The 12,315-nt window shown below is 63.8% G+C and carries 10 protein-coding genes; 7 read left to right on the top strand and 3 right to left on the bottom strand.

The window, feature by feature from the left end:
• Nucleotides 1-165: 165 nt before the first annotated feature.
• The 4 genes from CVS30_RS14600 (at nucleotide 166) to CVS30_RS14585 (ending at nucleotide 3,401) form a co-directional block, all read left to right on the top strand.
• Nucleotides 166-609, top strand: a complete 444-nt coding sequence (locus CVS30_RS14600) for a hypothetical protein (RefSeq protein WP_110486205.1) — start codon at nucleotides 166-168, stop codon at nucleotides 607-609.
• Complete coding sequence (locus CVS30_RS14595) at nucleotides 606-944, top strand: winged helix-turn-helix domain-containing protein (RefSeq protein ID WP_110486203.1); 339 nt, start codon at nucleotides 606-608, stop codon at nucleotides 942-944. The genes CVS30_RS14600 and CVS30_RS14595 overlap by 4 nt, the downstream gene beginning before the upstream one ends.
• A 221-nt stretch (nucleotides 945-1,165) precedes the next feature.
• Nucleotides 1,166-2,971 carry an acetyl/propionyl/methylcrotonyl-CoA carboxylase subunit alpha gene (locus CVS30_RS14590; protein ID WP_245934625.1) on the top strand — a complete coding sequence of 602 codons (1,806 nt, stop codon included), beginning with the start codon at nucleotides 1,166-1,168 and terminating at the stop codon, nucleotides 2,969-2,971.
• A gap of 145 nt (nucleotides 2,972-3,116) precedes the next feature.
• Nucleotides 3,117-3,401, top strand: coding sequence for a putative quinol monooxygenase (locus tag CVS30_RS14585; RefSeq protein WP_110486201.1), 285 nt, complete (start codon nucleotides 3,117-3,119; stop codon nucleotides 3,399-3,401).
• Nucleotides 3,402-3,511: 110 nt separating this feature from the next.
• On the opposite strand, the gene CVS30_RS14580 is transcribed toward CVS30_RS14585, so the two are convergent.
• Nucleotides 3,512-4,921, bottom strand: a complete 1,410-nt coding sequence (locus CVS30_RS14580; RefSeq protein WP_110486199.1) for an MFS transporter — start codon at nucleotides 4,919-4,921, stop codon at nucleotides 3,512-3,514.
• A gap of 341 nt (nucleotides 4,922-5,262) precedes the next feature.
• On the opposite strand from CVS30_RS14580, the gene CVS30_RS14575 reads away from it, so the two are divergent.
• The 3 genes from CVS30_RS14575 to CVS30_RS14565 are packed head-to-tail and all read left to right on the top strand — an operon-like array spanning nucleotide 5,263 to nucleotide 10,342.
• A complete protein-coding gene (locus CVS30_RS14575) occupies nucleotides 5,263-6,669 on the top strand; it encodes an MFS transporter (protein WP_110486197.1) in 1,407 nt (468 codons plus the stop codon).
• Nucleotides 6,669-8,831: a molybdopterin oxidoreductase family protein gene (locus CVS30_RS14570; RefSeq protein ID WP_110486196.1), complete on the top strand. Its 2,163-nt coding sequence runs from the start codon at nucleotides 6,669-6,671 to the stop codon at nucleotides 8,829-8,831. The genes CVS30_RS14575 and CVS30_RS14570 overlap by 1 nt, the downstream gene beginning before the upstream one ends.
• The gene (locus CVS30_RS14565; protein ID WP_110486194.1) at nucleotides 8,828-10,342 is read left to right on the top strand and encodes an FAD-dependent oxidoreductase; all 1,515 of its coding nucleotides are present in this window, start codon (nucleotides 8,828-8,830) and stop codon (nucleotides 10,340-10,342) included. The genes CVS30_RS14570 and CVS30_RS14565 overlap by 4 nt, the downstream gene beginning before the upstream one ends.
• Nucleotides 10,343-10,434: 92 nt before the next feature.
• Here CVS30_RS14565 and CVS30_RS14560 read toward each other — a convergent pair whose 3' ends face one another.
• Entirely contained in the window at nucleotides 10,435-10,578 is a 144-nt protein-coding gene (locus CVS30_RS14560) for a methionine/alanine import family NSS transporter small subunit (RefSeq protein WP_110486192.1), read from the bottom strand.
• A complete protein-coding gene (locus CVS30_RS14555) occupies nucleotides 10,575-12,179 on the bottom strand; it encodes a sodium-dependent transporter (RefSeq protein WP_110486190.1) in 1,605 nt (534 codons plus the stop codon). Before CVS30_RS14555 ends, CVS30_RS14560 begins: the two co-directional genes overlap by 4 nt.
• Nucleotides 12,180-12,315: the final 136 nt, after the last annotated feature.

Raw genomic sequence — 12,315 nt, 5'->3', positions numbered from 1 at the left:
CTAATGCGCCCAACGCGGCCGGGGTATGGCGCACAAACGCTGATGCGCCATACCCGCTGGCAGTTTTGCGCATCTTGGACGGATTTCAAGAAACTACTTGACGCAATGGAAAGTAGTTTCATATAGTTGAGTCACTGCAGTACCGCTCGCAAGAAAGGCACTCCCGTGACGTCACAGCATCATTCACCCTCCCCCTTCGAAGCTGCGCAGCTCCTGGCGCAGGCCGAATCCGTCGGAACGGCGGCCACCAGTAACCACGGCTGGCCAGCGGCGATGGTGTTCAACTCTCTGGCCATCCTCGGCTCACTGCTCATGGTGGGGCTGCACATCGTGGCTCATACCGGTTATGGTGCGCCCTTATTGGCCTGCACTGTCGGAATCTGGGCCGCCTTCACCGCCACGACTTGGTCGCTCATGATGCGCACCACCAAGCTTGGCTTCACCAAGCGATTCCTCAGCTCCCTGCTCAGCTACATGACGCTCTACATTGCAGCCGTGTTCATTGGCGCCTTTGCCTTCCCCAACGGCAGTCTCGCCTACTACATCACCGCGGCCGTGATCCTCGCCGTGATGGGCTTGGCAGCAGCATTCCGGGAGCTACGAGCATGAGCCCGAACGCCAACTCAGAAGCGCAAGGTGAGGGGGACGCCGTCGTCCATCCGCGGCACGAGCTCAGCGAGGTGCTGCACCAGCCTGTGAGGTTTTCCATCGCAGCGGCGCTGTCCAAGACCGAGACTATGGACTTCAAGGATCTGCGCACCACGATTCAGGTGAGCGATTCGGTCCTCAGCAAGCAGCTCTCGCTCTTGGAGAAGGCTGGATTCGTCGAGATCAAGAAGGTTTTTGTGGGCAAGTTCCCGCGCACCTCGGTCAAACTCACGGGGCAGGGCCAACAAGCGTGGGAACATCATCTGGCCACCCTGCGCCTCATCGCCGGCAGCTGAATGTTCGGTTCTGCGTTGAGTTGGAACCGAACTTGCCGCACAACAGTGTTGTGCGGCAAGTTCACGGTGAACTTTACGCAGAACAGAACATTACGGCGGCAATTTGGCAAACTTGTAGGAACTCCACAAAATTTTCCGGGCGCACACGCATAAACGCCATGATGTGTGAGGAAAATCCACATATCCGCGCTAGGCTCTTCGAAGAATAGAAGGAGTCTCGTGTGACAAACTCACGCTCGGCCGGCGCAGGCCTGCAGTCGCTTAAAAAAGTCTTGATCGCCAACCGCGGTGAAATTGCCGTCCGGATTATCCGGGCCGCCCGCGACGAAGGTATCGCCTCCGTTGCGGTGTACGCAGAGCCGGACAGGGATGCACTGCATGTGCGCATGGCCGACGAGGCCTTCGCCCTGGGTGGCTCCACCGCCGCAGACTCCTACCTGGTCATGGAGAAGATTCTCGACGCAGCCAAGGCTTCGGGCGCCGACTCTGTTCACCCGGGCTACGGATTCCTGTCCGAAAACGCCGACTTCGCCCAAAAAGTGATCGACGCCGGACTCATCTGGATTGGCCCCTCCCCCGCCTCGATCGCCGCACTGGGCGATAAGGTGCAGGCTCGCCACATCGCCGAAAAGGTGGGCGCGCCCCTGGTTCCGGGTACCAAGAACCCGGTCGAATCCACGCAGGAAGTCCTCGACTTCGCCGACGCACACGGCCTCCCGCTCGCCATCAAGGCAGCTTATGGCGGAGGCGGCCGCGGCATCAAGGTGGTCCGTACGCGTGAAGAAATCCCGGAACTCTACGAGTCCGCAGTTCGCGAGGCCATCGCAGCGTTCGGTCGCGGCGAGTGCTTTGTTGAGCGCTTCCTGGATGCCCCGCGCCACGTGGAAACTCAGTGCCTGGCAGACGCCGCCGGCAACGTGGTGGTTGTCTCCACCCGCGATTGCTCCCTGCAGCGCCGCAACCAGAAGCTCGTCGAAGAGGCTCCGGCCCCGTTCCTGACGGACGCACAGAACGCTGAGCTCTACGCTGCCTCCAAGGCCATCTTGACCGAGGCGAACTACCAGGGCGCCGGAACCTGCGAATTCCTCGTGGGCACCGACGGCACCATCTCCTTCCTGGAGGTCAACACCCGCCTGCAGGTGGAGCACCCGGTCTCCGAGGAAGTCACCGGTATCGACCTGGTCCGCGAGCAGTTCCGCATCGCCCGCGGCGAAGAGCTCGGCTACGGCGACCCCGAAGTTCGCGGCCACTCCCTGGAATTCCGCATCAACGGCGAGGATGCCGGCCGTGGCTTCATGCCTGCCCCGGGCACCGTCTCCACCCTGACGCTTCCCACCGGCCCTGGCGTGCGCGTCGATTCCGGCATCACCGCCGGAGAGGTCATCGGCGGCAACTTCGACTCTATGCTCGCTAAGCTGATCGTCACCGGCGCCACCCGCGAGCAGGCCATCCAGCGTGCCAACCGTGCCCTGGCCGAAATGGAAATCGGCGGCATGCCCACCGTGCTCCCCTTCCACCGCGCCGTCGTCGCCGACCCCGCCTTCGCCCCCACCGATGGCACCGCGTTCACGATCCACACCCGCTGGATCGAGACCGAATTCAACAACACCATCCCCGCCTTCGACCTCGCCACTGCGGCAGGAGCAACGGACGACGCCGGCACTCGCCAGAGCGTCACCGTCGAGGTTGGTGGCAAACGGCTTGAGGTGACGTTGCCGTCGTCGTTCGCTGTCAGTAGTGTTTCCAGCAACGGTGGCAAGAAGACCAAGAAGGCCGGTCGTAACCGTAATGCCGGGCCCGCAGCCGCCAATGGTAATGCGCTCACCTCCCCCATGCAGGGCACCATCGTGAAGGTGGCCGTGGCCGACGGCGATGTCGTCGCCGAGGGTGATCTCATCGTGGTCTTGGAGGCCATGAAGATGGAGCAGCCGCTCACGGCTCACCGCGCAGGAACCATCACGGGCTTGGGCGCTGCAGCCGGCGATACCGTCTCCGCTGGCGCCGTTCTGGCCACGATCGAAGACTGACCGCTCGCTTCGGCTTTGACATCAGAACGGCCCCGGCACTATGCGCTGGGGCCGTTCTGTGTTTAACCTAGGCGTGGTGGCCGGCAGCGGGCGCCACCGCAATCTCGGGTAGGCTACTGCTTCGGCAACAAATCCCGGGAGCGTCATGATTCACGTACTAGTAGGATGCACGGTCAAGCCCGAGCTTCTTGAGCAGGCTCTTGCGGTCTACCGCGAGCTGATTGCCGAGACCCGTAAAGAACCCGGCTGTATTAGCTACGAGCTATTGGAACTTCGAGATGATCCCGGCCAGTTGCTACTCAGTGAGCGCTGGCTATCCCAGGAGCATCTGAACGCCCATACCCAGACGGTGCACTTTATCCGGGCGATGGCCGAGCTGGAGATACTGGAGACCGCGGCTCCGGCACTGATCTACACGCAAATACTGTAACGCGGCTACACCGCCACGGGCTTTAAACAGCAATCGCTCCATCACTTCATGCCGTGAAGTGATGGAGCGATTGCCGTTTGTTGCCGTAAAGTGATGCGGCGTCTGACGGGCTAGCTGACGTTGGAGGTGTAGTCCAGGTCGCGCGTTTCCTTCATGATGAGCAGTGCCACGAGGGTCAGCACGGCCATGACGGAGAGGTAGACTCCCACGAGCACCGGGCTACCGTCGGCGGACTGCCACAGCGCCACAGCGATGAACGGGGCAACAGCCGCGCCCAGAATGCTGGACATGTTGTAGCTGATGGCCGAGCCCGTGTACCGAACGTTGGTGGGGAACAGCTCCGGCAGCAACGCGCCCATGGGGCCAAAGGTCAGGCCCATCAGCGTGAAGCCCAGGATCAGCAGCGTCATGACGCCGGCTGTGCCAGCGCCGAAGAGCGGGACAAAGGTCAGGCCAAAGACCACGATGCCGGAGGTGACCCAGAGCAGCATCTTGCGTCGGCCGTACTTCTCGGCCAAGGGGCCCGAGACGAGCGTGAAGATACCAAAGAAGACAACACCAATGATGAGCATGATGAGGAATTCATTGCGGGTGTAACCCAGACCCGGAACCCACGCGGCGATCGCATCGGCAGACATGGGCTTGCCCTTGGCCTCTGCAGCAGCCTTGGCGGATTCCAGCGAGGACGCTGCCGTGCCGTACGACAAGGTGAAGGTGGTCATGAGGTAGAACAACACGTAGGTGGCCAACATGACGAAGGTACCCAGGATCAACGGGCGCCAGCTCGTCTTGAAGACGCGCCCCACGGGGAGCTTGGCCACTTCGCCCTGATCGATCACGTTCTGGAAGGCAGGAGTCTCCACGAGCTTCAAACGGACGTACAGGCCAACGATGACCATGACGGCACTGAGCAGGAACGGAACACGCCAGCCCCAGGACTGGAACTGATCGCTGGTGAGGCCAACGCTGAGGCCCAGGAAGATGCCGTTGGCCAGGATGAAGCCAATCGGGGCACCCAGCTGCGGGAAGGTTCCCCAGATAGCGCGCTTGCCGGCAGGAGCATTTTCGGTGGCCAACAGGGCCGCGCCACTCCACTCGCCGCCCAGGGCCAGGCCCTGCATGAAGCGCATTACAACCAAAAGCGCCGGAGCCCAGAAGGTCCAGCCCGGTACGAGTGCGGTGGGAAGGCAGCCAATGAGGAATGTGGCGATACCCATGGTGAGCAGGGACGCTACCAGGGTTCCCTTGCGGCCAAACTTGTCACCGAAGTGACCAAACACGATGGAACCCAGGGGCCGGGCCACGAAGGCCACACCGAAGATCGCAAAGGAGCTCAGCAGCGCTGTTGCGGCATCGGCCGTGGGGAAGAAGAGTGCGGGGAAGACCAAAACGGCGGCCGTGGCGTAGACATAGAAGTCATAAAACTCCACTGTTGTGCCGATCAGGCTGGCGACAATGACCCGGCCCCTGCTGTTGACCTGCGGGGTTCCCGCAGCATCCGCTTTTTGGGAGGTGCTCATGGCTGACTTTCTCTCGTGGCCTTGCCCTTGACCGCCACAGGCGTTCACTCACACACGCTTCGACAAGGAAGAATCTGCGAGCAAACACGGCGCGGCAAGACCGGTTGTGAATTATTCTCGACCCTCAGGTTACTCCCAGTGTCCACCAGTTGGACAATCGGACCAACAGGCGGACGTTCCGGCAAGGAGTTTTTTCTACCCTAACAACACCCTTCGAGCCATGGTTAGGGAAAAGTCACAACGATTTCACACCCGGGAACAAGCCCCGAAACTCCGCTTCTCTAACGTAGTGAACACAGAAGAACAGCACAGATCACTGTGCAGCGTACGGGAGGCTTGTTATGACGGTAGAGCGTATCGACAGCACCACACGGGTACCCGCACAGCAAAGCGGTGCCATCATCACCAGCAGCCGCGGGCGCTGGTTACATCACTGGGATGCGGAGGACACCGGGCAGTGGGAGTCCGTGGGACGCACCATCGCCCGGCGCAACCTCGCCTGGTCCATCGCCTGCGAATTCCTAGGATTCGTCATCTGGCAGCTGTGGTCCATCGTGGTGGTCTTCCTTCCGGGAGCAGGATTCACCTTTAGCTCGGGCGAGCTGTTCTGGCTCATCTCCATCCCCTCCTTGGTGGGTGCCACACTTCGCATCCCTTACACCTTCATGGTGGCCCGGTTCGGCGGACGCAACTGGACCATCATCTCCGCCCTGCTTCTGCTCATCCCCGCCGTGGGACTGGCGATCTGCGTCAGCAACCCCGACACCCCGTTCGGCGCCATGCTCGCCGTGGCGGCCCTCGCCGGATTGGGTGGCGGAAACTTTGCCTCCTCGATGGCTAACATCACCTACTTCTTCCCGGCCCGCGAAAAGGGTTGGGCGCTGGGACTGAACGCTGCCGGCGGAAACCTTGGTGCCGCCGTCGCACAGTTCACGGTGCCGCTGGCCGTCATGATCCTGGCCGCAGGAAACCTGGGCCTGGCCGCCGCTGGACTCATGTGGATTCCGCTCATTCTCATCGCCTCCTGGGGCGCCTGGAAGTACATGGATAACCTCAGCAGCGCGAAATCGGACGTTGCCGGCTCACTCGCCTCGCTACGTGAACCGCACCTGTGGATCCTGGCGCTGCTGTACATCGGCACCTTCGGCTCCTTCATCGGCTTCTCCGCCGTCTTCCCCAAGCTCATCATGGACACCTTCGGCGCCGGTGTGGGCATCCCCGTGGGCCCGGCCATCATCTCGCTTGCCTTCCTGGGCGCCTTGATCGGCTCACTGGCCCGGCCTTATGGCGGCAAGCTGGCCGACCGTTGGGGTGGCGCCCGCATCACGATGGTTTGCTTCGGCATCCTGTCCCTGACCGCCTTAGCTCAGCTCCTCACACTCCCCCTGGGTAGCTTCCCGCTGTTCCTGGGCCTGTTTCTGGTGCTCTTCGCAGCAGCCGGCGCCGGCAACGGTTCCACCTACCGCATGATCCCCATGGTCTTTGCGCTGCGGGCCAGCTCTGAAGAAACCTCCGACGGCGGGAAGATGAGTGCCGCTCGAAAGGGCTCGGCCGCGCTGGGCATCATCTCGGCCATCGGTGCCTACGGCGGATTCGTGGTCCCGCAGGTCCTGAACGCCTCACGCATCGCCACCGGCGGCTACCAGGGCGCCTTCCTCGGCTTCGTCGCAACGTACCTGATCCTCATGGGGGTCACCTGGCTCGTGTACCTGCGCCCGTCCTCCGCCACAGCGCTGAGCCGTATCTAATGACGACACTCACGACGACGGCCGGAACCGACACGCACTGCCCCTACTGCGCGCTGCAGTGCGCCATGCGCATCACCCCGGCCGTCGCCCCAGAAATCCCCACGATCGAGGGCCGCGAGTTCCCCACGAACCGTGGCGGGCTGTGCCGCAAGGGCTGGACCTCGGCCTCCTTGCTGGGACACCCCGGGCGGGTCACGACTCCGCTCCTCAAGGGCCCCGACGGCGTGCACCGCCCCATCGAGTGGGCGCAGGCGCTGGATCTGATCGCCGATCAGGTCCAGCGCACGCGCCGCGACTTTGGTCCCGACGCCGTGGGCGTTTTTGGCGGCGGTGGGCTCACAAATGAGAAGGCGTATCAGCTGGGCAAGTTCACGCGCCTGGCGCTGGGCACCTCCCGCATCGATTACAACGGCCGCTTTTGCATGTCCTCGGCGGCGGCCGCGGGAAACCGGGCCTTTGGCTTGGACCGCGGCTTGCCGTTCCCGCTCACTGATCTCGACACGGCCCACACCGTCTTGTTGCTTGGTTCCAACGTGGCCGAGACCATGCCACCGTTTGTCCAACACCTGGCCGGGGTTCGCGAGGCTGGCGGACTGATCGTGGTGGACCCTCGCCGCTCGGCCACCGCCAACTTCACCGCTGACGGCGCCGGGCTCCACCTCCAGCCTGTGCCCGCCACGGATCTGGTGCTGCTGCTGGGCTTGAGCCACATCGTCATTCAGGACGGGCTTGTGGACGAACGCTTCATCGCCGAGCGCACCACGGGCTATGCGGCTCTGGCCCGCAGCGTCTCGTCGTGGTGGCCCGAGCGGGTTCAAGCCATCACGGGCGTCCCCGTCCACCTGCTGCGTGAAACGGCGCACCGCTTGGCCGAGGGCCGCACGCGCGGTGGCAGCTACATCCTCACCGGCCGCGGGGTGGAACAGCACGTTGACGGCACGGACACCGCCACGGCCGCCATCAATCTGGCCCTTCTGCTGGGTCTGCCCGGATCCGCCACGAGCGGCTACGGCACACTGACAGGCCAGGGCAATGGCCAGGGCGGCCGCGAACACGGTCAGAAGGCCGATCAGCTCCCGGGCTACCGCAAGATCACCGACCCCGCCGCCCGCGCGCACGTTGCGAAAGTCTGGGGTGTGGATGCCAGCGTCATCCCGGGGCCGGGACTTCCCGCCGTCGAACTTTTAGCGTCTCTGGGGAAGCCCGACGGCGTCCGCACCTTTTTCATCCACGGCGCCAATGTGGCGGTCTCGGCCCCCAACGCCAGCGAGGTTCTCAAGGGCCTGCGCAGCCTGGATTTCCTCGTGGTGTGCGATTTCGTCATGTCAGAGACGGCGCGCGAGGCCGATCTGGTGCTGCCGGTGCTGCAGTGGGCCGAGGAGGAGGGCACCATGACAACCCTCGAGGGGCGGGTGCTGCGGCGTCGTGCGGCCGTGACGCCGCCGGCCGGTGCGCGGTCGGAGCTGTGGATTTTCTCCGAGCTGGCCCAGCGTTTGGACGCGCCCTCCACCTTTAGCCCCGATCCGGAAACGGTGTTCACAGAGCTGCGGGCGGCCTCGGAGGGCGGGCTTTCCGACTACTCCGGGATTGATTACGCGCTGCTGGACTCGGGCGCCGAGGCTTATTGGCCGTACCCGAAGGGCAGCCGGGGCACGCCGCGGTTGTTCCTTGAGGCCTTTGCTCATGCCGATGGCCGCGCGGTCTTGACGGCTGTCTCCCCCGCTGCCGTGTCGGCCCGCGATGCCCTCTTCCGCGGCGATACCCTAGCCCTCATCACGGGTCGGCTGCTGGAGCACTACCAATCCGGGGCGCAGACCCGTCGCGTGCCGGAGTTGGCCGGTGCGGCACCGCATGCTGAGCTGCTCATCCATCCCCTGGCCGCCGCCGCTCGTGGAATTCTCGACGGCGCGCAGGTCACCATCGCCAATGACCGCGGCACCGTCCGGTGTGCGGCGAAGTTCAGCACGGCGATCCGCAGCGATACCGTCTTTTTGCCGTTCCACTTCCCGCAGGAGGAAAACGCCAATCTCCTTACGAGTGCGGCCACCGACCCCATCTCCGGGATGCCCGAGTTCAAGAGCGCCTCCGTCACCGTGACGGCGGGAGCATTGGACCCGGCCATCTCTGACTCCGTGCCAGCAGAACTTCAGGAGGCATCATGACGCTTGCATCGAATCATGTGGTCATCATTGGTTACGGCCCCGTCGCCGCCCGGCTCGCCGAGGAACTGCTGCCCAGCGTGCGCCAGGGACTGCTGGCGTTAACCATCATCGGTGAGGAAGCCGCCGCCGCGTACAACCGCGTCTTGGTGGCCGATCTGGGCGTGGGCCGAACCAGCGAAGAGGCCATCTCGGTCTCCGACCCGGCCGAGCTGGAGGCTGCCGGAGCGGTTGTCATCCGGGGCGTTCGGGTACGTCGCGTGGACCGGGCCCGGCAGGGCGTGCTGCTGGAGGATGGCGTCTGGATCCCCTACGGCAAGCTCGTCTTTGCCACTGGCGCGCGTCCCGTGGTGCCGCCGCTGCATGGGCTCAATCCTGATCCGGCCGCACAGGTCCCGCTGCCTCGTGGCGTGATCGCCTTGCGTGATCTGGCCGATGCCGCGGTGCTCCGTGACGCCGTCGACCGCCGGGCCCATGTGGTGGTCTTAGGCGGCGGCATCTTGGGGCTCGAGGCCGCACTGGCCGCTCGCGATGAGGGCGCCGAGGTCACCGTGGTCCATCACGGCGCACATACCTTGGGACGCAGCATCGACGCCGGGGCCGGGCATACTTTGGCCGCGGCGCTGCGGGCGCGCGGCATCCAGGTGGTCTCGCAGGCTCGGGCTGTGGGCGTTTCCATGGCGCCCGGGGCCAACGGCGAGGCCAGCTTCGCCGCGCTCCTGCAGGAAAACGGTTCGGCGGTGCCAGGCCAGTTGCTCGTGTTGTCGTGCGGTGTGCGCCCGCGCGTGGAGGTCGCGGCCGGCGCCGGGCTGTCCACGAACCACGGCATCCTCGTGGACCACACGTTAGCCAGCCTGCACGATCCCCACGTTTTCGCGATTGGTGACTGCGCCGAAATTCGTTGCCTCGATGGCAACTGCCCAGAATGCGCCAACAGCACAGGCCCGCTGGGTTTGATCGGTCCGGGCTGGCGTCAGGCGGAATGGCTCGCGGCCTTCCTTACGGGATTCTCCCCTGAGGCCCTCCCGGCCGAACGCGCACCCGTCATGATGCTCAAGGCGCGCGGCGTGGATGTCGCGGTGGCTGGAGATGTTGCTGCTGGTCCGTTCGACGATGTCCCCGGACTCGCGGTGAGCCTCTGGGCAGATCCCGAGCATGGCAAGTACGTGAAGATGAACACCCGCGGCGGCGTGCTGTGCGGCTTCATCAGTGTCGGTATGCCCCGGGCAGGCGCGGAGCTGACGCTCTTGTTTGAGCGGGGCTCGGAGCTCCCCGCGGATCGCTCGGCGCTGTTGCGGCTCAATGGCCCGGACCGGGAGATCGTCTCCGTGCCAGATCCCGCCCGAACGGTATGCCGCTGCGCCGGGGTCACGGAGGAGACCATCACGGGCGCCGTTAGTGATGGATGCTCCAGCGTGCAGGAAGTTTCGGCAGCCACCCGTGCGGGAACAGGTTGCGGCGGATGCCACGGCGACCTCAAGAAGCTCATCGAGGCCCACTTCGCACCGGCCTAAGCACCAGAACATAGCTGTGGCGACTTAGAAGGATTTCTCAGTCGCCACAGCTGTATCCTCACGTTTCCGTGAGTCCTAGGTGCTCCGAAATGCTACAGCTCGTGCGGCATCTCCTCGGGGGTGGGCAGCTCGTCCTCATCTTCGGGGTGGCGGGCCAGGTTCCACATGGCCAGGCCGAGTCCACCCCAAATGGTTACCATGGCAATGATCATCATGGTGATGGCTATGGGTGTCATGCCTTCACGTCCTCACGGTTGTTGTCGACGTCGCCATCGAGTTCCTCGGCTGCGTTGAATTCTTCATACTCGGCGTCCTTGAGCTTGGATTTTTCACCCCAAGGGATCAGGGACAGCAGCACGGCGCCAACGATGAGCGCACCGGCCATGCCCCAGCCAAAGACCCCGTTGAACCAGGCCGGGTAGCCCGAGTACTGTTCGGAGCTCTTGGTCTGGATCTCGTTGATAAGCATGTAGCCCAGGGCCACCGGCACGATGCCGCCGACCAGGATGCGCCAACCGGCACCCATCTTGACCGTCGAGGTCCGGTTCAGGTGCTTCTGTAGACGCGGCAGGCTGCCTAGCCCGGCCGAGACCACGATGACGGTGACGAGGGCACAGGCCAGGATGCCGAACTGGTTCACGAACGCGTCCGAGGTATCCAGGAGGTGGATGCCCGTGGTGGTCGGGAACAGGATCAGCGAGATGAGGGCGATCGGGATGGTGACCACCAAGGTGGCGGCCTTACGGCTCCACCCGAGCTTGTCTTGGAAGGCCGCCACGATGACCTCCAGGATGGAAATCAACGAGGTCAGCCCGGCAAAGACCAGTGAACCAAAGAACAGCACGCCGAGCACCGCGCCAAAGGGCGCCTCGGAAACGATGGTCGGGAACGCCACGAAGGCGAGTCCGATGCCGCCGGAGGCAACCTCGTCCACGGCCTGTCCGGAGGCCACCGACATGAAGCCAAGGGCGGCGAAGACGCCAATACCGGCGAGGATCTCAAAGCCGGAGTTCGCGAACGCCACAACCATGCCGGAACCGGTCAGGTCGGTCTTGCGCTTGAGGTAGGAGGAGTAGGTGACCATAATGCCGAAGGCCACGGAAAGCGAGAAGAAGATGTGGCCGAAGGCCGCAGCCCATACGCCAGGGTTCTGCAGGGAATCCCAGTTCGGTGTGAAGAAGGCGTTCAGGCCCTCCATGGCACCGTCGAGGAAGAGTGACTGGACCACGAGGATCACAAACATGACCACGAGCAGCGGCAGGATCACGGCGTTGGCACGCGAGATACCCTTGTTCACGCCGGCCACCATGATCACGATGGTCACGATCCACACCGCCAGCATCGGGAAGAAGACGCTGGAGACGAAGTCGAAAGACAACCCGGCCTGATCGGCGGTGTGCAGGTAATTATTGAAGAAGAAGCCTTCTGCGTCATCGCCCCACGCCTGAGTGATGGAGAACCACGCGTACATGGCCGCCCAGGCGATGATCGCGGCGTAGTAGACGGCGATGACGAAGCAGATCAGGACCTGCCACCAGCCAATCGGCTCCGCCGCGCGGTGCAGGCGACGGTAAGCCAACGGGGCCGAGCCACGGAAGCGGTGGCCGATCGAGTAGTCCAGGAACAACAACGGGATACCGGCGCACAGCAATGCCACCAGATACGGAATCAGGAAGGCGCCGCCACCGTTTTCATAGGCAACGTACGGGAACCGCCAGATATTGCCCAGGCCAACGGCGGAACCGATGGCCGAGAGGATAAAGAGTCTTCGCGAGGAGAATGTCTCTCGACGGGCCGGGGCGGCTGTTCCGCCACGGCTTGCGGATGATTTTGTCATACAGGCAACGCTAACCTACTTGTGATACAAGTCCCACAATCGATACCCGTGTACGACGCAAGGAGCCCACCTGGCGGACTTTAGCGCTCACCGGCACCGCGGTCTGGACTCGGTCAGGTGCCGCCCCGACGAGAAA

The sequence above is a fragment of the Arthrobacter psychrolactophilus genome (assembly GCF_003219795.1).
Taxonomy (GTDB): Bacteria; Actinomycetota; Actinomycetes; order Actinomycetales; family Micrococcaceae; genus Specibacter; species Specibacter psychrolactophilus.
Note: the sequence above shows the minus strand (reverse complement) of the source record. Positions and strands in the feature narration are given on the sequence as shown.